The organism is Paraglaciecola sp. (genome assembly GCF_030730205.1).
Classification (GTDB): Bacteria; Pseudomonadota; Gammaproteobacteria; order Enterobacterales; family Alteromonadaceae; genus Paraglaciecola.
The window spans coordinates 1-25,392 of the sequence record NZ_JANQVQ010000016.1 but is presented as its reverse complement, the minus strand read 5'-3'; the positions used below and the strand labels follow the sequence as shown (position 1 = coordinate 25,392).

At 41.5% G+C, this 25,392-nt stretch carries 23 protein-coding genes and 1 tRNA gene; 12 read left to right on the top strand and 12 right to left on the bottom strand.

Annotated features, from left to right (window positions below; translation table 11 throughout):
- Positions 1-645 carry a TetR family transcriptional regulator gene (locus NWQ57_RS01195; RefSeq protein ID WP_306020110.1) on the bottom strand — a complete coding sequence of 215 codons (645 nt, stop codon included), beginning with the start codon at positions 643-645 and terminating at the stop codon, positions 1-3.
- 235 nt (positions 646-880) lie between these two features.
- Here NWQ57_RS01195 and NWQ57_RS01190 point away from each other — a divergent pair, with 235 nt between their 5' ends.
- The 7 genes from NWQ57_RS01190 (at position 881) to NWQ57_RS01160 (ending at position 9,468) form a co-directional block, all read left to right on the top strand.
- Complete coding sequence (locus NWQ57_RS01190; RefSeq protein WP_306020109.1) at positions 881-2,032, top strand: efflux RND transporter periplasmic adaptor subunit; 1,152 nt, start codon at positions 881-883, stop codon at positions 2,030-2,032.
- Positions 2,033-2,034: 2 nt separating this feature from the next.
- Complete coding sequence (locus NWQ57_RS01185) at positions 2,035-5,175, top strand: efflux RND transporter permease subunit (RefSeq protein WP_306020108.1); 3,141 nt, start codon at positions 2,035-2,037, stop codon at positions 5,173-5,175.
- Entirely contained in the window at positions 5,168-5,302 is a 135-nt protein-coding gene (locus tag NWQ57_RS01180; protein WP_306020106.1) for a hypothetical protein, read from the top strand. Before NWQ57_RS01185 ends, NWQ57_RS01180 begins: the two co-directional genes overlap by 8 nt.
- Positions 5,303-5,444: 142 nt before the next feature.
- On the top strand, positions 5,445-5,720 hold the full coding sequence (locus tag NWQ57_RS01175; protein WP_306020104.1) for an oxidative damage protection protein: 276 nt from the start codon (positions 5,445-5,447) through the stop codon (positions 5,718-5,720).
- Positions 5,721-5,915: 195 nt separating this feature from the next.
- A tRNA-Phe gene (locus tag NWQ57_RS01170) sits at positions 5,916-5,991 on the top strand.
- 324 nt (positions 5,992-6,315) lie between these two features.
- Positions 6,316-6,711: a cytochrome c5 family protein gene (locus tag NWQ57_RS01165; RefSeq protein WP_372340870.1), complete on the top strand. Its 396-nt coding sequence runs from the start codon at positions 6,316-6,318 to the stop codon at positions 6,709-6,711.
- 126 nt (positions 6,712-6,837) lie between these two features.
- A complete protein-coding gene (locus NWQ57_RS01160; protein ID WP_306020102.1) occupies positions 6,838-9,468 on the top strand; it encodes an EAL domain-containing protein in 2,631 nt (876 codons plus the stop codon).
- 7 nt (positions 9,469-9,475) lie between these two features.
- Here NWQ57_RS01160 and rep read toward each other — a convergent pair whose 3' ends face one another.
- A complete protein-coding gene (gene rep, locus NWQ57_RS01155; RefSeq protein WP_306020101.1) occupies positions 9,476-11,491 on the bottom strand; it encodes a DNA helicase Rep in 2,016 nt (671 codons plus the stop codon).
- Positions 11,492-11,651: 160 nt separating this feature from the next.
- Between rep and NWQ57_RS01150 the strand changes: the two genes are divergently transcribed.
- Complete coding sequence (locus NWQ57_RS01150; RefSeq protein WP_306020100.1) at positions 11,652-11,903, top strand: accessory factor UbiK family protein; 252 nt, start codon at positions 11,652-11,654, stop codon at positions 11,901-11,903.
- Here the strand turns inward: NWQ57_RS01150 and ubiA are convergent.
- Positions 11,890-12,756, bottom strand: a complete 867-nt coding sequence (gene ubiA, locus NWQ57_RS01145; protein ID WP_306020098.1) for a 4-hydroxybenzoate octaprenyltransferase — start codon at positions 12,754-12,756, stop codon at positions 11,890-11,892. The genes NWQ57_RS01150 and ubiA overlap by 14 nt on opposite strands.
- Positions 12,756-13,337 (bottom strand): chorismate lyase, encoded by a 582-nt coding sequence (locus NWQ57_RS01140; protein WP_306020097.1) that lies wholly within the window; start codon positions 13,335-13,337, stop codon positions 12,756-12,758. The genes ubiA and NWQ57_RS01140 overlap by 1 nt, the downstream gene beginning before the upstream one ends.
- Before the next feature lie 151 nt (positions 13,338-13,488).
- On the opposite strand from NWQ57_RS01140, the gene NWQ57_RS01135 reads away from it, so the two are divergent.
- Complete coding sequence (locus tag NWQ57_RS01135; RefSeq protein WP_306020096.1) at positions 13,489-13,893, top strand: flagellar basal body-associated protein FliL; 405 nt, start codon at positions 13,489-13,491, stop codon at positions 13,891-13,893.
- Here the strand turns inward: NWQ57_RS01135 and glpG are convergent.
- From glpG to NWQ57_RS01100, 7 genes are all read right to left on the bottom strand, one after another.
- Entirely contained in the window at positions 13,868-14,740 is an 873-nt protein-coding gene (glpG, locus tag NWQ57_RS01130) for a rhomboid family intramembrane serine protease GlpG (protein WP_306020115.1), read from the bottom strand. The genes NWQ57_RS01135 and glpG overlap by 26 nt on opposite strands.
- Positions 14,741-14,760: 20 nt before the next feature.
- Entirely contained in the window at positions 14,761-15,087 is a 327-nt protein-coding gene (gene glpE / locus NWQ57_RS01125; protein WP_306020114.1) for a thiosulfate sulfurtransferase GlpE, read from the bottom strand.
- A 58-nt stretch (positions 15,088-15,145) separates the two neighbouring features.
- Entirely contained in the window at positions 15,146-16,171 is a 1,026-nt protein-coding gene (gene tdh / locus NWQ57_RS01120; protein WP_306020095.1) for an L-threonine 3-dehydrogenase, read from the bottom strand.
- The gene (locus NWQ57_RS01115; protein WP_306020112.1) at positions 16,168-17,364 is read right to left on the bottom strand and encodes a glycine C-acetyltransferase; all 1,197 of its coding nucleotides are present in this window, start codon (positions 17,362-17,364) and stop codon (positions 16,168-16,170) included. The genes tdh and NWQ57_RS01115 overlap by 4 nt, the downstream gene beginning before the upstream one ends.
- Before the next feature lie 138 nt (positions 17,365-17,502).
- Positions 17,503-19,947 (bottom strand): bifunctional diguanylate cyclase/phosphodiesterase, encoded by a 2,445-nt coding sequence (locus tag NWQ57_RS01110; protein WP_306020093.1) that lies wholly within the window; start codon positions 19,945-19,947, stop codon positions 17,503-17,505.
- A gap of 3 nt (positions 19,948-19,950) precedes the next feature.
- Positions 19,951-21,117 (bottom strand): TonB-dependent receptor, encoded by a 1,167-nt coding sequence (locus tag NWQ57_RS01105; protein WP_306020091.1) that lies wholly within the window; start codon positions 21,115-21,117, stop codon positions 19,951-19,953.
- Between the two features lie 2 nt (positions 21,118-21,119).
- Positions 21,120-21,578: a substrate-binding domain-containing protein gene (locus tag NWQ57_RS01100; RefSeq protein WP_306020089.1), complete on the bottom strand. Its 459-nt coding sequence runs from the start codon at positions 21,576-21,578 to the stop codon at positions 21,120-21,122.
- 179 nt (positions 21,579-21,757) lie between these two features.
- Here NWQ57_RS01100 and NWQ57_RS01095 point away from each other — a divergent pair, with 179 nt between their 5' ends.
- The gene (locus NWQ57_RS01095) at positions 21,758-23,056 is read left to right on the top strand and encodes a 3-deoxy-D-manno-octulosonic acid transferase (protein WP_306020088.1); all 1,299 of its coding nucleotides are present in this window, start codon (positions 21,758-21,760) and stop codon (positions 23,054-23,056) included.
- On the opposite strand, the gene NWQ57_RS01090 is transcribed toward NWQ57_RS01095, so the two are convergent.
- On the bottom strand, positions 23,048-24,124 hold the full coding sequence (locus tag NWQ57_RS01090) for a glycosyltransferase family 4 protein (protein ID WP_306020087.1): 1,077 nt from the start codon (positions 24,122-24,124) through the stop codon (positions 23,048-23,050). The two genes, NWQ57_RS01095 and NWQ57_RS01090, sit on opposite strands and share 9 nt — an antisense overlap.
- Before the next feature lie 102 nt (positions 24,125-24,226).
- Here NWQ57_RS01090 and NWQ57_RS01085 point away from each other — a divergent pair, with 102 nt between their 5' ends.
- Both NWQ57_RS01085 and coaD read left to right on the top strand, forming a co-directional pair.
- Positions 24,227-24,949 (top strand): 3-deoxy-D-manno-octulosonic acid kinase, encoded by a 723-nt coding sequence (locus tag NWQ57_RS01085; protein ID WP_306020086.1) that lies wholly within the window; start codon positions 24,227-24,229, stop codon positions 24,947-24,949.
- A gap of 69 nt (positions 24,950-25,018) precedes the next feature.
- Positions 25,019-25,392: pantetheine-phosphate adenylyltransferase (gene coaD, locus NWQ57_RS01080; protein WP_306020085.1), on the top strand; the 374-nt coding region annotated here is incomplete at its 3' end.

Genomic DNA, 25,392 nt, shown 5'->3' with positions numbered 1-25,392 from the left:
TTAGTTAATATCAGCTAGTCTAAGGTGTGGGCTGTTACTTAGCATAAAAAAATAACTATCGACTAGGGACTCGGCATTTTTTGCCAAATCATAAGTTTGGGGATGGAACAGCCAATTGTTCATAATGCCACTAAAAAAGGCGTGTTTAGCAAAAGCGGCTTTTTTAATATCTAAATTCACAGGTAGCTGCCCCCGCTTTATGGCATTGTTAAAGGTTCGTTCAATTCTGCTGGTGACTTCTTGAAATGAAAGTAGTTGCTTTTCTTCTAGTTGAGTAACTTGGCCGTTATACTCAAATTTATGCATCATTACTGAAAAAACTTGCTGTAGGCGTCTATCTGACGCTATTTGCTGCAGAAATTCTATGGAAAATTCACGAAACTTCCCAAGAGGATCTGGTTCATTTTCGTCTGCGCATGCTTCTACCAAAGACTCCAGAGGCAGATGCACTCTCTCTATCATGGCTTCAAATAGTTCCATCTTATTTTTGAAATGCCAATATATCGCGCCACGCGTCATACCTGCATGGGTCGCAACATCCATTAAGGTTGTTTGAGAATAACCTTTGTCGAAGAAAATCTGCTCTGCTGAATCTAATAATATATTTCGCGTTGCAATAGCGTCTTCTTTGGTTTTTCGGGCCATAGATACCTCGTTATGTGCCTAAATTGTTTCTGCTGCGTAAAGAGGTGTAACAAAATTCGTAATTCGCTTTGCAGCGGTTGCAATTGTAGCGGTACAGCCAGTAGAATACAATACATGCACGAATGTATGTAAATATTTTGTAAATAAAACATATTCTTATTTTTATCTTGTTTCATAATTAGCCGCCTTTAGTGTCCGCTAAATTTGAACAGCTAGTAATCAAATTGAGGTCTTAATGAAACTTTCTCGCTTTTTTACAACATTGGTTTTACTGGGTGGTAGTGCTTTATTTTTAAGTGCCTGTTCATCAGAAAAAAATGGAGCGGAAAGTCAACAAAGACCTCCTCAGGCCGTCGATGTTGTTACACTGGTTGCACAAGACGTATTGTATACTCAATCGTTACCCGCACGGTCTATTGCATCGAAGAAGTCACAAATTCGACCTCAAGTAAGTGGCATTATTATGCAACGCTTGTTTGATGAAGGCTCCGTAGTAGAAGCGGGCCAACCTTTATATCAAATCGATCCTACCGTTTATGAAGCAAATCTACTTTCAGCAGAGGCAGAAATTGCTGAGAACAAAGCAAACTTGCAAGAAGCTAAAGCGGATTTAAGTCGTTATAACAAGTTGATTAAACAAAAGTTGGTGAGTCAGCAAGATTTGGATATTGCTCAAGCTCAGTTTGATGGTCTTGAGGCAAAAGTAGGGGTACTTGAGGCTGCTCTACATAAAGCCAAGTTAAATATTAAATACACCAAAGTGTTAGCGCCTATCGGTGGCCGCATCAGTAAGTCCAGTGTAACCGAAGGGGCGTTGGTTGTTGAGCAGCAAGCTGCTGCCCTAGCTGAAATTACTCAGCTTGATCCTATTTATTTTGACCTGCCTATGGCAAATGATGATTTGCGCAGAATTAAGCAACGTATTGCCACTGGTGAACTTCAGTCTGTTGACCCTGTCGCAGTGTTAACCTTCAGTGACGGCGAAAAGTACGTGTACGATGGTGAGGTTAAATTTAACGAGGTTCAAACAGACCCTTCTACTGACACCGTGTCTATCCGCGTTGAGTTCTCTAATCCTGAATATATTTTATTACCCGGCATGTTTGGTAAAGTCACAGTGCATCAGGCAAAACGCATCAACTCTTTGTTGATTCCACAGAAATCATTGCTGTTTAGTCAGGACAACAAACCCTATGTTTATGTTGTAGATAATAATAATACGGTGCAGCAGCGTTTTGTCACTATTGACCGCGCTTTTGATGCTTCATGGTTAATTTTGTCAGGTTTAACAGCGGGCGAGAGAGTGATAGTGGCTGGCCTGCAAAAAGTGGCTATTGGTATGACGGTAGCGCCTAACGATATTACTCAGCAGCAGAAGGCGGCTTAATCATGGCAAAGATTTTTATCGAACGACCCATACTTGCATGGGTAATTGCGATTATGATTATGTTAGGTGGTACCTTAGCAATGATGCAACTGCCGGTATCGCAATATCCAAATGTAGCGCCTCCCACCGTGACGATTTCAGCTTCTTATTCGGGGGCGTCTGCGCAAGTGGTGCAGGACACTGTTATTCAAGTTATCGAGCAAAACCTAACGGGTATCGATAACGTTCAATATATAAGTGCTAATAGTGATTCAACGGGTAACGCCAATATCACGGTGACCTTTGAGGCAGGCACGGATCCAGATATTGCCCAAGTTCAAGTGCAAAATAAATTACAAACGGCGATGACCTTACTACCCGAAAAAGTGCAACAAGCTGGTGTTCGGGTGGCTAAATCGTCTTCTGGTTTTTTGTTAGTAGCCGGTTTTTATTCCTCTGACGGGCGTATGGATCGCTTCGATATTTCGGATTATGTGGCCTCTAATGTCAAAGACCAAGTTAGCCGCTTGTCCGGCGTGGGTACTATTCAGTTTTTTGGATCACAATATGCGATGCGAGTTTGGCTTAATCCAGACAAACTAACGCAGTATGGGGTGACGGTCAGTGAAATAATTAGCGCTATAAAAGCGCAAAACTCGCAAATAGCAGCGGGTGCATTAGGTGGCGCGCCATCAATTGCTGGCCAACAAATTAGCGCCAGTATCGTGGTAGAAACCGGGCTAGAAACACCTGAAGAGTTCGGTGATATACTGTTACGGGTTGCTGATGATGGGTCAACTTTGCGATTGTCAGATGTAGCACGTATTGAACTGGGTGGTGAAAATTACCAAATATTATCCGAGTACAATAATCAGCCGGCAGCGGGTATGGCCATCAGTTTGGCATCTGGTGCTAATGCTTTAGACACGGCAGCCTTGGTTAAAGAGCGTATTGCTCAATTGCAGCCGCAATTTCCAGCGGGGCTAGAGGTGGTTTATCCCTATGATTCAACACCTTTCGTTAAACTATCTATTGAATCAGTTATTCATACCTTATTAGAAGCCATTGTCTTGGTCTTTTTTGTCATGTTTTTGTTTTTACAAAACTTCAGGGCAACGCTTATACCCACTATTGCTGTACCGGTAGTGTTGTTAGGCACCTTCGGTATTCTGTATCTGTTCGGTTACTCAATAAATACCCTCACGATGTTTGCCATGGTATTGGCTATTGGTTTATTAGTTGATGACGCAATTGTCGTAGTAGAAAACGTTGAACGGGTGATGCATGAAGATGGCTTGTCGCCCAAAGAAGCCACTAAAAAATCGATGAAGCAAATTACCGGAGCACTTATTGGTATTGCGTTAGTGCTATCTGCGGTGTTTGTGCCGATGGCCTTTTTTGGCGGTTCAACAGGTGTGATTTACCGTCAGTTTTCCGTCACCATTGTATCTGCGATGGCACTATCGGTGCTGGTGGCGTTAATCTTAACGCCGGCCTTATGTGCCACTATGCTCAAACCTATTTCTAAAGAGCACAAAGCGCAAAGCGGCTTCTTCTTTTGGTTTAACAATAAATTTGAATCCATGACCAAAGGGTACCAAAACTCATTGGGTCGCATTTTAGGTCGTACCGGCCGTTATATGCTGATTTATGTCGTTTTGGTTGCCGTACTAGGCGTGTTATTCATGCGTTTACCGACAGGCTTCTTACCTGATGAGGATCAGGGGCGTATGTTTGCTCTTGTTTCTTTGCCCCAAGGTGCCTCAATGGAGCGCTCATCTTTGGTGATGGATAAAGTAGAAAAATACTTTTTAGAAGATGAAAAAGAAAATGTTGAAGCGATGTTTTCAGTGGTTGGCTTCAGTTTTCAAGGTAGCGGACAGAACAACGGTATGGCCTTTTTACGACTCAGAGATTGGGAAGAAAGACCTCGAGAGGATCAAAACGTTCAAGCAGTGGCTGCGCGCGCCATGGGGGCGTTATCGCAACTTAAAGAAGCGTCCGTATTTGCTTTTATTCCTCCACCTATCGCTGAATTAGGTAATGCCACTGGTTTTACATTTGAGCTACAAGACCTTAGTGGTAAAGGGCATCAGGCGTTAATGGCTGCACGTGACCAATTATTAGGCATGGCGTCTCAAGATAGTCGTTTACTCGGAGTACGTCCTAATGGCTTAGGGGATACCACCCAATTTAAAGTCAATATTGATAAACAAAAAGCCATGGCCTTAGGAGTGTCAATCGCCGATGTCAATCAAGTATTTACTACTGCTTGGGCTTCTACTTACGTCAATGACTTTGTTGATGGTAATCGAGTGAAAAAGGTCTTTGTGCAAGCCGACGCCCCTTACCGCATGATGCCGGATGATATTAAAGATTGGTATGTGCGAAATGATGAAAATAAAATGGTGTCACTCAGTGCGATCAGCACCTTTGGATTGGTATCAGGCTCACCTAAATTAGAGCGCTATAATGGCGTTTCGTCTGTCGAAATTTTAGGGCAAGCCGCTCCGGGTCTGAGTTCTGGTGCAGCAATGGAAGCAATGGAAGAATTGGCAGCCAAGCTTCCTGAAGGTTTTGGATTTGAGTGGTCAGGGTTATCGCTACAAGAGCAAAAATCGGGTTCGCAAGCGCCCATGTTATACGCGCTGTCGATCTTAATTGTATTCCTATGTTTGTCCGCCTTATATGAAAGCTGGAGCATCCCTACCGCGGTGGTATTAGTTGTGCCGCTAGGGATTTTAGGTGCAGTGATTTTTACCTTGCTCAGAGGTCTTACAAACGATGTGTATTTTCAAGTCGGCTTGCTCACCACCATAGGTTTGGCCGCCAAAAACGCCATATTAATTATTGAATTTGCGAAAACCTTGTATGAAGAGGGAAATAGTCTGATTGATTCTGCAATTGAAGCATCAAGGCAGCGTCTACGTCCTATCATCATGACATCTCTAGCCTTTATGTTGGGCGTTACTCCCTTAGTATTAAGTTCAGGAGCAGGCTCCGGAAGTCAGCACGCTATTGGTACTGGTGTATTTGGTGGAATGTTTTCTGCAACTGTTCTAGCCGTATTCTTTGTTCCGCTGTTTTTTGTATTTGTTTATCGAATTTTTGGTATCGACAAAAAACAAAGCGAACCACAAAAAGAGGATGAAAGTCATGTTTAGTCCCTTATTTGTTGCCTTGGTGATGGTTATCTCCCCAATGCTGGCCTACGCCTTGGGTGCGCTACTTTTTTCAATGTTTGAGTGTAAAAAAATGAAATCTACTAGCAAGGTTAAGGCTCAGGCTTAAGGTTGTATTTGCTATTTATTGGGTTAGGACTGAAGCAAACTAATTTGCTAAACTGCTGCCACTATCGATTTTAGGCTAACATGCACCTTTGATTATATCTTTCTTGGGTGCTTGAACGTTATTCAGACAAAAGGGTACTAACATGACTAGAACAGTACAGTGCGAATACTTAAAAAAAGACGCTGAAGGTCTCGACTTTCAACTTTACCCGGGTGACTTGGGCAAGCGAATTTTTGACAACATCAGTAAAGAAGCATGGGCGTTGTGGCAAAAGAAACAAATTATGTTAATCAATGAAAGAAAGCTAAACATGATGAATGCCGAACATCGGCAATTTTTAGAAGCTGCTATGAGCGACTTTTTGTTTGAAGGCAAGGATGTTGAAGTTGAAGGATACGTGCCGGTAAAACAACAGTAAAACCCACTGTTTTTGGAATGAAAGCGGGCAATTTGATAATTATTAACCACTGTTTGTTTGTTTTTACAGCAGTCAGTAAAAAAAGTGTTTTTTTTTATATAAAATAGTTGACTTGAATCGCCATAATCCGTTTAATACGCACCCACGACGAAGCAGGTCCTACAAAACATCGTAAGGCGCTAGTCAACCAGTTTTGCCCAGATAGCTCAGTCGGTAGAGCAGGGGATTGAAAATCCCCGTGTCGGTGGTTCGATTCCGCCTCTGGGCACCATTACAACAAAGCCTGCAAGAAATTGCGGGCTTTTTTGTTTGAAGCGAAATTAAGGTAGATCTATTGTTACCTGTAAAAAGCAGCCTGACTTATTGCTTAAATAGATATTAGCTGACAGTCTAGCCATTAACTGTGTTGTATTTTTACTTTAAGACGCTTGCCTTCTAAAAATCGATAAGTTTAATATTGGTTGAAACGTCAGGAAAAATTGAAAAATATTTAGGTGAATGACTAAACAGTTGTTCAGTAAAGATTAGTCGTTATAATCTGATCCAGAATTTTGCTGAGGACGTTTTAATAACGTCAACCCTTGTGGAGAGAAACGTGAAAATAAAAAGTTTGATTTATATGGTAGTTGGTTTGTCTTTAACCTTTGTTGCTCATTCTCAGGATGCCGCCTCTGATGATATTAAATCGCGTATTCTACCTATCGGCAAAGTTCACGTTGCTGGTGCTAAGGCCGAAACAGCTTCAGCTGGCCCTCGTAGTGGCGCTCAAATTTATGGTAAAGCCTGTGTGGCGTGTCATGGAGTTGGCGTATTAGGCGCTCCTAAGCTACACGATGCTGCTGATTGGGCGCCTCGTATCAGCCAAGGGTTTGATACTATGTGGCAGCACGCTATTAAAGGTTTTAACGCGATGCCGCCAAAAGGCACTTGTGGTGATTGCACTGACGATGAAATTAAGGCTGCCATTGAGCACATGATTGAAGGTATTTAGTGCTTAGTATATAAGACAAAAGCACAAATTAAGGCCACCTAGTGTGGCCTTTTTCGTTTTTATAGTTTATTTTAAGAGATTAATTTTTGCCAAAATTCTAACTATAAGTGCATAAAAATTCATAAAATGGCTGCTCCCGATATTAATGTGGAACTTTCTCTAGAAGAGTTAAGAGAGCTAGTTCCGCAATTACAACAAGTGACAGAAAAATATAAGCGATCTGAAGCGATTCAGAAGTCGCTATTTGATATTTCTGAACTAGCCAGTTCTGTGAGTGACTTAGCTAGCTTGTACCCAGCAATTCATGAAATTATCGCTGGATTTATGCCAGCAAGAAATTTTTACGTGGCATTTTTAGAAGAAGAAAATGCGATAGTTGATTTTGCTTATTTTGTTGATGAATCTGAAGATTTACTTGAACGACAGATGTCGGCAGAAGATTTAAAAAACAGCTTAACTGGGTATATTCTCTCCAGTGGTAATTATTTATTTTTAGTCAAAGAAAACTTTCAACAACAAGTCGAACAGTTAAATATTAGGTATATAGGCCCCATGCCTGTTGATTGGATTGGTGTGCCTCTTAAGCGAGGCAATCAGATCATCGGCGCAATGGTGGTGCAAAGCTACGACGAGGCAGTACGCTACAAACAAGAAGACTTAGATGTACTGTTGTTTGTTTCACAGCATATTGTGAATAGTTTGGATCGTGTCAAAAGTCGTGAATTAACTGAAAAGACGATCCGACAACGGACAAAACAGCTTCGTCAGATGAATGACGAGTTACAGGAAGAAATTTCAGAACGTCAAAAAATCGAATCACTGCAACAGGCGCTATTTGAAATTTCTGAATTATCTGCCTCTATCGATACCGATATGAACGTTTTCTATGCCGCTATTCACGATATTCTTTCTAGATTGATTGGCGCGCCAAACTGTTATGTGGCGATACTCGATTCCCAAAAAAACTCCTTAACGTTTCCGTACTTTAAGGATGAGCTAAATACCCAAGCTGAAACCCGTTCATTGGGCCTTGGTTTAACCGAATATGTTATTCGCCAAGGGCGAGCAGCATTACTTGATTCAACTAACGTAGGTCAACTCACACAAGACAATGAGCTGGATGAAAGAATTGCAAATGTGATGATTGCTTCTAATGACTCTTGGTTAGGCGCGCCTTTATTCATTGATGGCAATATTTCGGGGGTGATTGCAGTACAAAGTTACGGTGGTAGTCATAAATATACCCAGAAAGATTTAGAGTTCCTGCGTTTTGTGTCCCACCACATTGCGGTAGCGCTGGGGCGTAAACGCTCTACTGAGGCCATTCAAACCTACAATCAGCAGTTGGCGGAAAAAGTCAAAGAACGCACAGAAGAATTAAACCAAACCAATTTGTATTTGCAAAAACAAATTGAAGAAAGAAAACAGATTCAGCAACAGCTCGTATACGACGCGCACCATGATGGCTTAACCGGACTTGCCAACCGAGTACTATTTAATAATCGACTTGAGCTCGCAGTAGCCAATAAACTTCGTTATCCACAAAATAACTTTGCGGTGGTGTTTATTGACCTCGACCGATTTAAGCAAATAAACGATTCTCTTGGTCACCATGCCGGTGACTGTTTTTTACGTGAAGTTGCTCAGCGAATATCATCTTGTATTCGTGGTCATGATTTACTGGCCCGTTTAGGTGGCGATGAGTTTGTTGTTTTATTTGATAATTTTGAAGTAGAAAAAGACATCGAAGAGATCTCTTCTCGTATCATTAATGCCATTGCAGAGCCTTTTGTTATTGATAATAAAGAAGTGTATTCTGGCGCGAGTATTGGGATTGCTTACATTGAAAACGGTTATCAATCGGCGGATGAAATTTTGCGTGATGCCGATGCTGCAATGTATCAAGCCAAAAGCTCAGGTCGTGGGCGTCATGTTATTTTTGACAAAACAATGCGAGATAAATTACTCGAAGAGCTTGAGATAGAAAGCGAGTTTAGACAAATGCTGAAACTTGAAGCTTTTGAGTGTTATTCGCAGCCAGCCTTTGACTTAATAAGCAAAGAGAACATTTACGAAGAGTGTTACATTAGGTGGGAACATTCAACCCTCGGTAAAATTAAACGAGAGCAGTATTGGCAAATTGCTGAGCAAAGTGGCTTAACCGTTGAGATGGACAAGTTCATGCTCAAAAAAGCCTGCGCTGTGTTAAAGCAATGGTCACTAAGCAACTCACAGAAAGTTAATCACCGTTTAGCCATTAATTTATCTATCCACCACCTTACTCAATCATCGCTAGCAATCCAATTAGTCGAACAAATTAAGCAGGCTGGAGTTGATCCTAAAAAGCTCGTTATCGAGTTTGATGAAAACGATTTAAATCGCCGCTCACAATTTGTCTTACCAGCCATAAAAGTATTAAAACGTTCAGGCATTACCTTGGTATTAGATAATTTTGGTAGTGGCTTAGCGTCTTTGAGTTACTTGTATTCCTACCCTTTTGATTATGTAAAAGTCGATCATCGTTTTGTTAGCACCATTCCTCGTTCTGAGCGCAACTTAAAATTAGTGCAGTCGGTCTTATCTATCTCCACTCATTTAAAATTTAAGTTAATCGCAGAAGGCATTAAAACCGATGAGCAATACCAAGCATTGATTAACGCTGGATGTGAATTTGGTCAAGGGACTTACTTGCAAAAAGCACAGCTATTACCGATTTGTCATGAGGGGATAAAGAGCGTTGAACCTCACCTCATATAGTGGAGTGTTATTTTTTAGCTAACATATTGCGTAAGTTTGCTATACCAACCTGACCTTTTTGTTGACGCACTTCAGCGCTATCCTTATTTTTCTTTTGTTCCCATACAATGTCGTCCTGAGGCAGTTCATATAAAAATCGACTGGGTTCAGGATTAATGATTTCACCAAATTGACGTCTTTCCTTTACTAAGGTGAAAAATAAATTTCGCTGTGCCCGGGTAATACCCACATAGGCTAGTCGCCGCTCCTCGTCAATATTGTCTTCATCAATACTGCTTTGATGGGGCAGTAAACCTTCTTCCATCCCGACCATAAAAACATAAGGGAACTCCAAACCTTTTGAGGCATGTAGGGTCATTAACTGCACTTGATCTGACTCATCTTGGTCTTCTCCTCGTTCCATCATGTCACGTAAGATGAGGCGATTGACTACTTCTTGTAAGGTCATCGGTGGGTCAAGTTCGTTGCCCTCTAACATACCGCTTATCCAGCCAAATAAAGTACTGATGTTGGCCATAGCCATTTCGGCTGCTTTAGGGCTTGTGCTAGTCTCGTATAGCCATTCTTCATAGCCCATGGCCTTAATCATGTCCCGCACTGTGGAAATGCCATCGCCTCGTTGAACGTGGTCAGACAATTCAACTATCCATCGGCTAAATTGTTCAATTGAAACCAGTGCTTTACCGCTTACATGCTCTTGTAATTGCGGATCAAATGCCGCGGCAAACATAGAGGATTTATTTTTGTTTGCTAAGTTGCCTAGTTTTTCTAGGCTTACACGTCCTATGCCACGTGTAGGGGTATTGATTACCCGTAATAAGGCATTGTCATCATCTTGATTAACCAACAAGCGCAGGTAGGCCATGATATCTTTTACTTCAGTACGTCCGAAAAACGACATGCCACCACTTATTTTGTAGGGGATACGATTACTCATTAAAAATTTTTCGAATACTCGCGACTGAAAATTTCCGCGATACAAAATGGCATAGTCTTTAAAGTGTGTTGCCTTCATAAATTTGTGTGCAAGCATTTCAGCCACTACCCGCTCTGCTTCGTGCTCTTCGTTTTTAGCAATGATGACATTCAAAGCATCACCATAACCGAGCTCAGAAAACAGTTTTTTTTCGAAAACGTGAGGATTATTTTGAATTAATATATTAGCGCAGTGCAGAATTCGACCTGAAGAACGATAATTTTGTTCTAACTTAATTACCCGTAAACTGGGGAAATCTTTTTGTAATAAAATGAGGTTTTGTGGCCTGGCTCCACGCCAAGAATAAATAGACTGGTCGTCATCACCTACCACGGTAAAACGCGCCCGTTCACCAACCAACAGCCGTACTAGCTCATATTGGCTGGTGTTAGTGTCTTGATACTCATCGACTAATAGATAGCGGATCTTCATTTGCCATTTTTGGCGAACCGTTTCGTTCGACTGTAACAACAGCGTTGGCAGTAAAATCAAATCATCAAAATCAAGGGCATTATAAGCACGTAAATTATTGTGATAACGCTGATAAAACTCGGCAAATTCAGCATCACTGGCTGATAGCGACATTTTCTGTAAATGTTCAGGCAAGATTAAGTCATTCTTCCATGACGAAATACGGCTTTGTAATTGGCTCAGTTGTTCTTTATCACCGTCAAGCTCGACAGTGGTGAGATCTTTGAGTAGGGCCAAACTGTCTTTATCATCAAACAGTGAAAATCCCGGTTTTAACCCTAGGGTTTTCACTTCAGCCTTAATAATTGTTAAGCCGAGCGTATGAAATGTCGAAACTTTTAAGCCCCTAGCTTCTTTTTTCCCGAGGGTTTGGCCAACTCGCTCTTTCATCTCACGGGCAGCTTTATTGGTAAAAGTAACCGCAGCGATAAATCGGGCAGGCATGTCACATTCACGCACCAAATAAGCTATTTTATTGGTAATTACTCGAGTCTTGCCGCTGCCAGCTCCAGCGAGAACTAAGCAAGGGCCTGAGATGTAATTTACTGCTTCATTTTGGCCTGGGTTGAGTTTCATGTGTCCTTAAAATTGCCTGTTTACTGTGTGGGCCGTGGATTGTAAGAAATTATCAATGTTTTGACCAACAATACCCGAATAGATTGCGCAATGAGGTTTTTTTAAGGTGGTTTATCTTTTGGCTTTGGTTACAATACGTTTTTATTCAAGGACAAAACCCATGTTAAATCCCAAAAAGCTAGAAGAAATAGCCAAACAAATTTCTGACTCAGTACCCCAAGGCGTAAAAGAAATGGCTGAAGGTGCTGAATCACGGGTTAAACAAATTTTACAAAATCAAATTAGTCGCTTGGATTTTGTTAGCCGTGAAGAATTTGATGTGCAAACTCAAGTCTTAATTCGAACCCGTGAAAAATTGGCTGCGCTTGAAGCGCGTATTGCTGCTTTAGAAGCCAGCGCTAAGGAAGATTAAGCCAATAGTGCAGCATAATGCCTAAAGCGATGACTAAACCCACGTAGTGATTATGTAAAAATGCTGCAAAACATGCTTCTCTCACCCGATCTTTAATTAAAAACTGTTGATACAGAAAAAGTCCGAGACTAATAACTAGGGCGCAATATACCGGCCATGAATAGCCGAGTGTGATACTGATGAACAGCAGGATTGCCAAGGTGATAAGTTGCAATGCAAAGATGATTAGTTTGTCGTACTGACCGAATAATACTGCCGTTGATTTAACGCCTATTCTAATATCGTCATCACGATCTACCATGGCATATTGGGTGTCGTAGGCCACCGTCCAGCATAAGTTGGCTAAATACAAACACCATGTTATCCAACTGAGTTCTTGATTGATGGCCATAAAAGCCATAGGAATAGACCATCCAAAGGCGGCCCCCAAAACGACTTGAGGTAGATGAGTATATCGTTTCATAAAAGGGTAAAGAGTGGTTAAGGCCAGTGCGCCAAATGAAAGCACAATAGTTTGCCAGTTCAACCAGAACACCAAAAATAGCGCAATCGCCAACAGCGAAAAAAAGCACATTAAGGCCTGTTTACTACTAAGCTCTCCTGTTGCTAAGGGGCGTTGAGAAGTACGTTTAACCGCACCGTCAATTTTACGATCAGCAAAGTCATTAATAACGCAACCTGCGGCTCGCATGACGACAGTACCAAGTACAAATATCAATAAAATCCCTGATGGTGGTACACCCTTCGCTGCTATCCACAGCGCCCATAAACAGGGCCACAACAACAAATAAATACCAATGGGTTTGTCCATGCGCATTAAGCGCCAATAAGCTGAAAAGGGTTTAGTTAACATTAAGTGATACTCGTATCGCTGCATTGTTCATAAGCCGGTGACTGAGGTAAAAACAACTCTGCGACTGACATAGGTAAGCCCGAAAATTGAAATATTGACCGCCGCGCCCATATTGTTTGCTGGCATGAAATATTTAAGGCAGCGGTAACCGCGTTTTTTTCATCTAACTGGGTTAGTTGAAAGGGCATACGCTTAAATCGTGGATCATTGAAAATGAGCTTTCCAAGTGGTTGCTCACCCAACTCTGCAAACTCTGCATCGCACATTTTCTGAGGAATAATCGAACGAGCAAATACCCATGGTTGGTGATTGCCCCACAACACCACCTCTCTAACTTGCCAATCTTGTACGTGCTTACTTGGCACAAGACTATTTAATTGTGACATTTCCTCAAGACTGACCGGGACATGCCGTTGACCTAGTAATTGCACATGAAAATGATCACAGTGTGACTGTAAGCGCTCAGTTAAAGAACCGGTGTCTAACAGCCAGTTTTTAAGTTTGGTGTTAGGGATAAGATAGCGTTCAGGTGGTTGCCAATATGCGCTAAGACCAATTGGAAATGAATGACTCGTTTTCAAATTTTGTTCTTTGTATTTTCAATAGTTTGCATAGTAACAAGACAGACGCTAAGACTAAAGCAAGGACGATATAGTTTTATCTAATCTCAATAATTTTGTTAAACTGTGGTCACTGTCTAAGTAGGTAATTCAAAATCATATGTATAGATACATGCGTAAAATCTCTTTGATATTTGCTTTAGTGTTTGCTGCTCAAAGTCAGCTTGGTGCTCAAGAAGTCGCAGGGAAAAATTTTGCTTATTTTAGTCTTGAGCCCGACATCGTCACTAATTACTTGGGCGTGAATGCACGAAAGTTGGGCTATGTGCGGGTTACCTTAGAGCTTATGTTGGAGGATGCGGATTACTTAATCGCAGCTGAGCATCATGCCCCTTTGCTGCGAGCTATTACCATAGAAATTTTTGGCCGCCAGACTGAAGAAAAAGTGAAATCACTTACTGGCCGGGAAGACATTCGTCGTGCCTGTCTCGAAAAAATGCGTGAATTAATGAAAAAAGAAACAGGCAGTGAGATGGTTAAAGATGTTATTTTTACAAAATATCTCTATCAGGGGTAACCTGTTTACATTCAAACCGGCTTAAGACGAAAGCAAATAAACACCCAGATATTAGCCCCGCCGTATGAGCAGTATTGGCCATATGGAGCCACAATATATCCGCATAACCTACGACTAACCAAACCAATAAAAAAATAATTATTGGTTTTGGTAAGCTTATTCCCCATTGCGGTTTTAACCAGCCTAACCACCATACACAGCCTACTAAGCCATATACCACGCCAGACAAACCGCCAAAGTTAGGGCCATCAATCAGCAGTTGGGCAATATTTGATGTAATAGCGGTAAATAAAAATAACAGCAACAAACAACTCTTCCCAAAGGTTTGCTCAATTTGCTTGCCTAACATCCACCACCACAAAATATTAAAAGCGATATGAAGGGTAGAAAAATGAATAAAGGCGGGTCCCACTATCCGCCACCATTGATGGTTATCGGCTAAATCTGACAGCGGCAAAATTCGAAGCCAATTATACGGTCCCAGTATGCCCAAAAATGCCAAGCCAAAAGTGAGTAAGCATACAACCAGTATAATAGAGGTGAGGGGAACTTGTTTGAGGTTTTGCACGATAAGCTGCGACGAAAACCACGAGCTAGCGGGCAAGTTAATACTGTTACCTTGTTGCCAAGCTGCTTCTTGATATTTTGTTGCATAGGGATCAGCAACAAATTCATCTGCAATGGATTTTGCTATTTGCCACTGTGACTGATGCACCACGACACTATGACCATTAGGTTCATGGGCCAAAATATACTGTGCTTCAACCCCCTGATTTTGCAGATAATCAGTCAATAATCTCGCGGGGCGTTCTTTAGAAAAAGTGACTAATAGGTTTAAATCAGAAATACGTATTTTCCTTACTACTTTTACTCTGCTTGACCTTGAGCGATTGTTTGGCTTTTACGCCACGCCTCAAAACCGCCATCTAAGCTATACACTTCTTCAAAACCTTGGTGGATCAGAAACTGTGCAGCTTGTTGGCTACTAATGCCATGATAACAACAGACAATGACTGGCGTAGAAAAATCCGTACTCGCAACAAATTGTTGCAATGTACCGTTTGTTAAGTGGCTTGCTTGGGGAATATGCGCCGCTGCAAATGAGTTTTCATCACGAATATCGACCACTTTTGCCAATCCCAGGCTTAATTTTTGCTGCGCATCTTGTACAGATATATGAGCGAACTGCTCCATCATATAGCGTTCCTAGTGAGTTTAGGACTAAATAACTTGCGGTATTTAGCCCAATAATTTACTGCCAATTTAGAATGACTTTGCCTGATTGACCCGAGCCCATGGTCTCGAAACCTTGTTGAAATTCATCAATGGGAAACTGGTGCGTTATTATCGGACTTAAATCTAAGCCACCTTGAATAAGACTTGCCATTTTATACCAGGTTTCAAACATTTCTCGACCATAAATGCCCTTTATTGTTAAACCTTTAAAAATGACTTGGTTCCAGTCAATAGCCACATCGTTAGGAGGAATACCTAACATCGCGATTTTTCCGCCATTGTTCATATGAGTGAGCATATCTCGCAGGGCTACAGGTACGCCAGACATTTCTAAACCAACGTCAAAGCCTTCGGTCATGCCGAGCTCATTCATCACCTCTTTAAGACTCGTTTGAGTAATATTAATTGCCCGGGTTGCGCCCATCTTTTTGGCAAGCTCCAAGCGAAAATCGTTTACGTCGGTAATCACTACATTACGAGCACCCACGTGTTTCGCTACTGCGCAAGCCATAATTCCGATGGGGCCAGCACCGGTAATTAATACATCTTCGCCAACTAAATCGAACGACAAAGCTGTGTGTACAGCATTGCCGAAAGGGTCAAAAATGGCAGCTAGTTCACTGGAGATATTATGTGGAATTTTAAAAGCGTTAAACGCTGGAATAGCCAAGTATTCAGCAAAAGCACCTTGACGGTTTACCCCTACACCGGTGGTGTTACGGCACAAATGACGACGCCCAGCGCGGCAGTTTCGGCAGTGTCCACAGGTGATGTGCCCTTCGCCAGAGACGCGATCACCAATAGCGAAACCTCTTACTTCTTGTCCTAAAGCAACCACTTCGCCAACATACTCATGCCCCACGACCATAGGCACAGGTATGGTTTTTTGCGACCATTCATCCCAATGATAAATGTGCATGTCAGTGCCACAAATGGCGGTTTTATGGATCTTGATTAATAGATCGTTATGCCCCACCTCTGGCATCTCGCATTCGGTCATCCATATGCCTTTTTCTTTGTGTAACTTGGCTAAAGCCTTCATGCAATCACTCCTAAGTCTTTACCTACGGCAATAAACGCGTCTATGGCTTGATCAACTTGTTCAAGGCTGTGAGCCGCTGACATTTGTGTACGAATACGAGCTTGTCCCTTAGGCACGACTGGGAAAGAAAAACCAACGACATAGATCCCTTTTTCAAGCATGCGCTCAGCCATGTCACTGGCAAGTTTAGCGTCGCCTAACATAACCGGAATAATGGCATGGTCTTTACCTGCTAGCGTAAAGCCTGCATCGGTCATGCGTTGTCTAAAGTGTTTGCTGTTACGATTCAATTGCTCACGTAAGGCTTTGCCTGTACTCATCATCTCAAAGACTTTTAAAGATGCTGCAACAATGGGCGGTGCGACTGAATTCGAAAATAAATAAGGGCGAGAGCGTTGACGTAACCAGCTAATCACTTCTTTTTTACCAGATGTGTAACCGCCAGATGCGCCCCCCAAAGCCTTGCCCAAGGTGCCAGTTAATATATCTACACGACCTAATACGTCACAATATTCATGACTGCCACGACCCGTGTCTCCAACAAATCCAGTCGCGTGGCAATCATCGACCATAACCAAGGCATCATATTTATCTGCTAAGTCACAGATGGCTTTTAAGTTTGCAATCACACCGTCCATTGAAAACACGCCATCTGTGGCAATGAGTTTGGTTCGTGCTCCGTCTAAACCAGCTTGAATCAGTTGTGCCTCTAATTCTTGCATATTGTTATTGGCATAGCGGTAACGTTTCGCTTTTGATAAACGCACACCATCAATAATACTGGCATGGTTTAAGGCATCAGAAATGATAGCGTCGTCAGCCTCTAAAATGGTTTCAAACAAACCACCATTGGCGTCAAAACAAGACGGGTACAATATGGTGTCTTCGGTTGCTAAAAAGTCGCTGATTTTAGCCTCTAATTGTTTATGAATATCTTGGGTGCCGCAAATAAAACGCACTGATGCCATGCCAAAGCCATGAGAATCCAACCCCTGTTTTGCTGCCGTAATAAGATCGGGGTGATTAGCCAAACCCAAATAATTGTTTGCACAAAAATTGAGTACTTGCTGGGCGTTGTTGACGGTTATATCAGCTTGTTGACTCGAATTAATAACACGTTCTGTTTTGTACAAACCTTGGGCTTTAGTGTCTTCAATTTGCTGCTGTAGGCGGTTAAAAAAGTCTTGTTTCATCATGCTGTCCGTTGAAAGTCTAGGAGGCTATTCTACTGGTATTAAATGAACATAAGCTAATCTGTTGTGTAAATTAACTCGTGCAGAGTAAGCACCAGTGTCAGTAGAATTTTACAATGTTGAGGATATACTTCAATGCTAGTTAGAAGGGGTAAGCCAAATTCCGTTTTCTACTTTATTGGGTAATAGGCTATAGAGCTCTATTTCGTCAATCGGTTTAGAAATAAAATAACCTTGGCCGATATTACAACGCATCGTGCTTAACATTCCAAGCTGAGCCTGTGTTTCGATGCCTTCTGCTATCACTTGCATACCAAGATTACCGACCATTGCAATAATTGACGAAACTATTTTCATTTCAGCATTATCTTCTTGCATGGTAGAAACGAAACTGCGATCTATTTTTATGTATTCAACCGGCATTTGCCTTAAATAAGACAACGATGAATAACCAGTACCAAAATCATCGATTGAAAAGGTAAAACCTAAGGCACGTAACTGATGCATGGTATCGATGGTTTGTTTTACATCAGCTACGACGGTTTGCTCAGTGAGTTCTAATTCGATTTGCGAGGCATCACGAGAGTAAACCACCAATTGCTCTTTGAGAAAGGGAATAAGTAAGGGATCCAAAAACTGACTAGCAGATAGATTTACCGCTACTTTTAAGCCAGGCATGCCAATCAAATCTAACTTTTCTAGGATGACAAATGCACGGCGTAAACCCCAATAGCCTAAATTGATCATGCTTTCTGAATTTTCAATAACCGGAATAAATTCATCAGGCGCGATACGACCTTTTTGAGGATGAAACCAGCGTATTAAGGCTTCAAAACCAATTAACTTATGAGTATTGATGTCAATCTGGGGTTGCAGAGCAAAACTAAGCTCGTCATTGTGCAAGGCGTGACGAAGTGCTATTTCTATCTCTGCATGGCGCATGACATCGTTTAGCATATTGCTATTAAAAATTGTAATTTTATTGCTTCCAGCGTCTTTAGACGCTTTCATGGCAATGTCGGCTTGGCGAATAAATTCATCTACCGAGATAAGTCCTGTATCAGTGCAAGTCACGCCAATACTGCAAGAAGAATAAAATTGACGTTCACCAACAACAATAGGGTCGTGAAAATGTTGAATCAGTTTTTTAGGTAGTTCTTGAGCTCGATTGCCTTGCTCACTTTCGTGAAAAATAATGATGAATTCATCACCGCCAAGGCTGAAAAGTTGTTCATTATCTTGTAAACATTGCTGAATATGGTTTGCGCCTTGGATCAAAAATTCGTCTCCAATACTGTGTCCATAGCTATCATTGACCTTGCGAAATTTATCAAAGTCTAGAAACAGTAAGACGAGCCTGCCTAAAGTATGACTTAAATCGGATAAACGCTTTTTAATCTCATGATTCAGCATGTTTCGATTTGGAAAACCAGTCAGGCGGTCGTATAAGGCAATGGTTTCGAGTTCCTTTGTGCTCTTTTCAATCTTTTTGTCGAGCTTTTCTAATTCATCACCTAATAAACAGGTGGTGTCTTGCAGAATGTCTATTTCATCTAAAAAATATTGCTGGTCGGTTCGTTTATGCTGGCGAAATTCACGATAATTTTTATCTGCCAATAATGGCAGCATCTTGGTAATTGCCATCAAACGTTGGCGAAACTGTCTGGTTAAAAGCCAAATCGCGATAGCGCACAGAATCACTACGAAAATGGATATGCCAATAACATTGGTTCGATAAGCTCTGTGAGCATTACTGACATTACTAATGTTATGTACGGTCAATAAATAAATTGCCTCGTCAGTGGTCAGATCAATAGGAATAAGATTTAACAACAAATCACTCTGTGTTGTAGTGAGACGATAGCCTGTAGCAAGAAGAGAACTGACTAATAGATGAGATGGTACTTGCTGCAGCTGGTCTTGCATAAACTGCCGATTACTGGTGCTAATAGGGGGTTTAACAATAAGGTCAGTTACTTTTTTGTTTATTATCTCTTGTTGGCTAATGCCGACTATTGCCAAATCCGCCAAGGTGGTTTGATTCAGTGCTGCTAATACCTCCATTAAGGAGCTACTGATGGTCAGAACAATCACCCGGTCGTTATCAATTAAAATAGGCATGCTGATAAATTGTTGGCACTCTTCGATGCAGCGTACCACCGACAGTGATGATTGTTGTTGCAGTACATCATTAGCATGTTCTTTGACAAACTGAGGGGTGTCATCTGACGTGCTAAACAATGTTGTGCTGTTGTTATCAATTAACCATAAGTTATTAATTTGCCAATTAATATTCAGGTACTCAAATTCGTGTCTAAGAAAAGCAGCGATCGCGTTAAGTGAGTCAGGGTTGTCGTCTTGAAAATGAACAAACGATTCAAACCAAGATTCAATTCGGTTGCGCAGTAAATCTTGAATAAGCTGAAATTGTTTTTTATCTTGCTCGCGCAGTAATTGTTGTTGGTATAAATAATCTTGGTCTGTTTTGTTTATCCACAAAGCGGTCATAGAAATACTGGCAATCAAAAGAAAAGCCATAATCAGGCTCATGATTTTAAAAGGCAGACTGACAAAACGACGCATAAATTAGTACCAATACATTAGCTGGATTGCCCACATATCCCAATATTCATGCTGATTAAACTCAGTGTTTGGGATTAAGTAAGGTGCTAAATGACCAGTACCTTTTACTCGGTGATATTCGGTTTGCACTTGAATATTTTTAGCAAATTTCCATGTCAGTCCTAAGGTGAGTTGATCCATATATCCAAAATAAGCGGGAATGTTGCCATCCGATAATGCCTCTAATTTTTTACCACTGCGATCATTTCTGTCTCTGTCATAGAGATCTAAACGGGTCATTAGTGTTAGTTGTGGATTTAAAAAATAACGACCTTGAACATAGCCGCCGTCGGAAGCTGTTTTCAATTTATACGACGGAAAAAACAGACCATTTAAAGTGGGCTTTTCTCTAACAAATTCTGAAGCAAATTCCCAATTTTCACTTTGATATAAAAAATGCAAATTCATGCGCTGAGTTTTCGTCGCCCCATCAAAATAAATATCTTGCTCTGCGGCATCATAGCTAAAGTCCACTTCTAATAAAGAGACACCGAATTGCCATTGCGACGCTTTAGGGCGCCAAAAGATGCTGGCTTGCATGTCTTTATCGTGATTTACCTTGCCAAGAGCATGCACACCCAGCAAGCGGTCTCGTTGTTTATTACTGACAGGTGTTGAGCCATAGCTAAGGTTTATATCCCATTCGCCCCACGCATTTTGCGTATTGGCTACGGCCATAATCCCATCCACACCAAGGGCAAAATCTCGAAAGGCGTCAAAGTACATGGATTGTGCTAAAACGATAGATGGTCGGGTGTGTGGCACGTCGCGGGTGGCAGAATAGAGCCAGTGATAATTTTTGTTGCGACCTAACTGTAATTTTAATTGCCAGTCAGCATCGCTGAGTAATTTCCATTCAAGAAAAAGATAGTCAACACGGAATCCTTCCGGGTAGCGATTACCGCCATTTAGATAAACACCTTGCCCTGCAACACGCAATTGATTGTTGATTTTATAAGAGCCGTTTAACCCTATTTCCGTTAACTTTAATGAAACTTCTCCATCATTTTGGACAAAATTACTGTCTTGAGCTTGGATGACGCCTTGGGCCACAAAACCATGAATTTTAAGGTCGTCAGCATGAACATTGAAGGCAAACATAAAAAATACAATGAGACAAAGCCAAGGCATAATTACTGCTCCTCAATTAACTGAATTAAATGAATACCCATGGGTATTTCTGAGGTCATGACATACCCTATTGCGCCTGGTTGTTGTTTTACTTTTGCAAGCATTTCACTTTCAGTTTGCACCCTAATAGGACCTTCTCCTAAGCCAGAAAAAATCAGCTTGTTCCAAATGCGTTCTAATTGATACGGAAACACTCCAAGTATCTCGCGACTAAAGAGTTGATGGGTTCCATTTTGGTTGGCGAGTACAAACACCACGATAGGTTGAGCGTTTGGCCAGTTGGTCTGATACATGGTAAAAATGCGTTTTACTTGATCGTTGTCGAGTCGGTCAATATCAACAGATTGATTGGCGATGATACGAATGTTTTTTTCAGCGCAATAGGCAGTAGATAAAGCAAGGTTGATTACAAGTAGTAACCCTATAAAACTAACTTTTGTCGCCATCCCGCCAAATTTCAAGCCATCACTCCATTTAAACGATTTATTTTATACTAGAATATTTGTTTGAAATTCGCACAAATAAATTAGTATTCAATCTCTTACAGCTAAAACTAGTGGTCTAGAGCGCGTAATCCGATATTCATCACTATGCTGAAATCTGGTAAAGTTTAGTCTGATAAAAAACGAGCCTTGAATACATGCCAAGATTGACTGAATTAAGCGTTAAGGGAGAGTTAGCCCGCTATCTTTATTCACTGCTGTGGTTGCTATTATTACCTATTTTACTGATAAATTGGTTATTTAATTTCACTAAATTTAACTCAGTGGTAGCCAAAGAATATTTGTCACGCTTTGGTTATAGTAACAAGACCATCGTAAAAGGCGGTATCTGGTTACACTGTGCGTCGGTAGGTGAGGTTGTTGCGATGCAACAATTGGTTGAACGACTGCTAATCAGTCAGCCCTGTGGGGCAATTACAATCAGCACCAATACTAAGACAGGGCGGGAGCGTGTTCAGCAACTGTTCGCCGATAAAGTCGTTCATCTGTATTTACCCTATGATTTTTCTTGGTGTATTTATCCACTATTGAAAAAAATACAACCCAGAAAGCTGTTAATTACCGAGATGGAGCTGTGGCCTAACTTATGCCATTGCAGTTGGCGTAAAAAGGTGCCGACTTATCTTGTTAATGGGCGCATGAGTGAAAAATCAGCCGCTAGTTATCAAAAGCTTGCTTGGCTGAGTCAACCACTGCTCAATAAGCTGTCTGGGATTTGTGCTCAAGGCACCAGGGATGTGGATAATTATTTGGCGTTGGGTGCGAATAACACCACCTTAGTGCTGACCAATAATGTTAAGTTTGATTTAGTTATCAGTGAAAATGACTACGCTGAAGCGGCTAAAATGAGTGAAAAATTTCACCTTAAAAACCGCACTATTATCGTTGCGGGTAGTACCCATGATTCGGAAGAGCTGGTGGCGATTGAGGCCTACAGGCAAGTAGCGCAACAATTTCCTAATTTGCTTTTGATACTAGTGCCACGCCATCCGCAGCGTTTTTCAGAGGTAAATAACATATTGCTACAGCAAAAACTGATCTTTACTCGAATGAGTGAGCCGGAGTACAAAGAGAACCTAGAGGTATTACTCGTCGACAAAATGGGTGTGTTACGTGCGTTATATTCTTTAGCCAATATCGCTTTTGTAGGAGGCAGTATTGCCTTGCGCGGGGGGCATAATGCCCTTGAGCCTGCAGCCTTCGGCGTACCTATCTTAATGGGAAAATCAACCTACAATAATCCACAAATTTGTGAAACCTTACATCAAGCAGGCGCGTTAGCCTTTATTGAGAATAGTGAAGACTTCAGCCAACAATGTGTCAGGTGGTTGGAGGATGAAACATTGCGCCAGCAAGCTACTGACGCAGGACTAAGGGTTATCAACCAAAACAGAGGTGCTATTGAGCGTACATTAGCTGTGTTGAATTTATTGTAAGCTGCGAAAATATTCAACCAAACGTATAGCTTCATGCTCAACACCATATTGTTGTTCTACATTTATTCTGCCGTTGCGCCCTAAAGCGAATAATTTTTCTGTGTCTGCAAGTAACTGATCCATTTTTTCCGTTACGGCTTGTTGGTCATTAACTGGCACAATGTACCCATCAATGCCTGGTCGCACAATATCTTCCCATGCGCCCGCTTGGGTGGCTAATACTGCCGCGCCACTGCTCATTGCTTCTAAAACCGTTAAACCAAAACCTTCATTGTCACTCAGTGCACATACTAGGCTTAATGCGCTGAAAATTTTTGGAATAGCTGCAAATGGTAGCTCGTCGGTAAAGGTTATCCGGTTGCCTAGTCCCGCGGCTTCAATCTTCGCTTTGAGCTGGTTGACCAAATCTTTGTTGCTGCCAGAGATAGCGCCAACAACGACAGCGTTATAATCGGGATACTTATTGAGTACATCAATGCATCCTTGAACAAATAGATGCACACCTTTTTGCTTGCGCACCCGACCCAGAATACCAATCCCGTATTTGCCGCCATAACCTAATGCCTGCCACGCTTTTACTTTATCTTGTGCGGGCGAGTAGTTTTCAATTTGTACACCATGGGGGTTAATCATTGCTGGTGGCTCAGCTAAATAAGAAGCAGAGCGATTACTGACTGCAATAACACCATCCATTTGACGTGTTAACCACAGAGTTGACCCCGACCGATGACGTTGCGCTGCAGAACTAAATACCAGCTTTATTTTGGCTCTGAAAAGATATTTCAAAATAACACCTTGGATCATTTCATCTACACGACGTGCATGAAAAATGCGCCATTTGCCATTTTTTAGGGGCTTACGACACATCCAAGCCGTTTGCCAAAAACTGATAGCCAAGCTTTGGTCAGATAAAAAGTGTTTTCCCATCACTCGCAAATTGATCATGTCGCGTTGATAAGACAAGACTTGCAACATAGTCGAAGTCACACCCGAAAAGTTAGAATTAGAATTACCAATAATGAGTTCCACTTCGTCAGTTGGCACGGGTGTGGTGTAAGATTCACTCATGTTGTATATCCTGCTTATTGATTGAATTGGGCTAGAAAATCGAGACTATTTTTGTGATTTATTTACAATAAGGCTCACACTATCGGGAGTCCGCATAATAGCATGCTACAGATTGAGCGAAAAACTATTGGTGACAGTGTTTTACTGTTCGAAGACGATTTATTGGCTGATGTGTCTGTTGATATGTTTAGCGCAGACTTTTGGCAGCAGCAACATAAAGTCACAGGTCAAGCGTTTGGACGAGGCGTCACCACTTTTTTTCAACAAAAGGGTAGAGAATACGTACTGCGCCACTATCGTCGTGGTGGTTTAGTGGGAAAAGTCTTACATAATCAGTATTTATTTACGGGGTTACATCGCACCCGCGCTTGGCAAGAAATGCACTTGCTTAAGCGAATGCATCAGTGGGGCTTGCCTGTGCCCAAAGCAGCGGCTGCTCATATATGTCGTAGTGGATTGATTTACACAGCAGATATTATTTTAGAAAAAATCCCCTTAGCCCAAGACGTATTTAGTCTATTAGAAAAACAGCCTTTAAGCCCAGCGGCTTGGACGACAATTGGTGCAGTTATTAAGCAAATGCATGATAAACAAGTTTTTCATCACGATTTAAACATCCACAATATTATGCAAGATGTGCAAGGAAAAATTTGGCTCATCGACTTTGATAAATGTTACATCCGCAAGGGTGAGCAGTGGAAAAACGAGAATTTACAAAGATTATTACGCTCTTTACGAAAAGAACGAAGTAAAAATTCCCTATTTTGTTGGCAAGAAGACCACTGGCAATGGTGCCTGAGCGGTTATCAAGGAACTAGCCTTTAAAATTAAATTGGCGTGAGGGTGGGTCTTTAAGTTAGCCTAAAGCATTATTTTTGTTGTTAAAGTTAATATATGCACACTAAAGCCATTTATCCGGGTACATTTGATCCTATCACTAACGGCCACGCCGACTTAATTGAGCGTGCCGCCAATATGTTTACTCACGTTATTGTAGGCATTGCCGCCAATCCTAGCAAAAAACCCTTATTCAGTTTAGATGAAAGGGTAGAGTTGATTAAACAAGTCACTCAACATTTACCCAATGTCGAAGTCATTGGTTTTAGAGGTTTATTGGCTGATTTTGCTGAAGATCAAGGCGCAACTGTACTCATTAGAGGTTTGCGAGCAGTTTCAGACTTTGAATATGAGTTTCAATTAGCTAACATGAATCGTCGTTTAAATCCTAATCTTGAAAGTGTTTTTATGACACCATCTGAAGAAAACTC

Coding starts and splice junctions, on each gene's coding strand:
- NWQ57_RS01190 (WP_306020109.1), top strand. CDS start 881: ATGAAACTTTCTCGCTTTTTTACAACATTGGTTTTACTGGGTGGTAGT.
- NWQ57_RS01175 (WP_306020104.1), top strand. CDS start 5,445: ATGACTAGAACAGTACAGTGCGAATACTTAAAAAAAGACGCTGAAGGT.
- rep (WP_306020101.1), bottom strand. CDS start 11,491: ATGAAACTCAACCCAGGCCAAAATGAAGCAGTAAATTACATCTCAGGC.
- NWQ57_RS01180 (WP_306020106.1), top strand. CDS start 5,168: ATGTTTAGTCCCTTATTTGTTGCCTTGGTGATGGTTATCTCCCCAATG.
- NWQ57_RS01115 (WP_306020112.1), bottom strand. CDS start 17,364: ATGAAACAAGACTTTTTTAACCGCCTACAGCAGCAAATTGAAGACACT.
- NWQ57_RS01185 (WP_306020108.1), top strand. CDS start 2,035: ATGGCAAAGATTTTTATCGAACGACCCATACTTGCATGGGTAATTGCG.
- NWQ57_RS01135 (WP_306020096.1), top strand. CDS start 13,489: ATGCGTAAAATCTCTTTGATATTTGCTTTAGTGTTTGCTGCTCAAAGT.
- NWQ57_RS01195 (WP_306020110.1), bottom strand. CDS start 645: ATGGCCCGAAAAACCAAAGAAGACGCTATTGCAACGCGAAATATATTA.
- NWQ57_RS01095 (WP_306020088.1), top strand. CDS start 21,758: ATGCCAAGATTGACTGAATTAAGCGTTAAGGGAGAGTTAGCCCGCTAT.
- NWQ57_RS01160 (WP_306020102.1), top strand. CDS start 6,838: ATGGCTGCTCCCGATATTAATGTGGAACTTTCTCTAGAAGAGTTAAGA.
- glpE (WP_306020114.1), bottom strand. CDS start 15,087: ATGGAGCAGTTCGCTCATATATCTGTACAAGATGCGCAGCAAAAATTA.
- NWQ57_RS01110 (WP_306020093.1), bottom strand. CDS start 19,947: ATGCGTCGTTTTGTCAGTCTGCCTTTTAAAATCATGAGCCTGATTATG.
- tdh (WP_306020095.1), bottom strand. CDS start 16,171: ATGAAGGCTTTAGCCAAGTTACACAAAGAAAAAGGCATATGGATGACC.
- NWQ57_RS01105 (WP_306020091.1), bottom strand. CDS start 21,117: ATGCCTTGGCTTTGTCTCATTGTATTTTTTATGTTTGCCTTCAATGTT.
- NWQ57_RS01150 (WP_306020100.1), top strand. CDS start 11,652: ATGTTAAATCCCAAAAAGCTAGAAGAAATAGCCAAACAAATTTCTGAC.
- ubiA (WP_306020098.1), bottom strand. CDS start 12,756: ATGTTAACTAAACCCTTTTCAGCTTATTGGCGCTTAATGCGCATGGAC.
- NWQ57_RS01085 (WP_306020086.1), top strand. CDS start 24,227: ATGCTACAGATTGAGCGAAAAACTATTGGTGACAGTGTTTTACTGTTC.
- NWQ57_RS01090 (WP_306020087.1), bottom strand. CDS start 24,124: ATGAGTGAATCTTACACCACACCCGTGCCAACTGACGAAGTGGAACTC.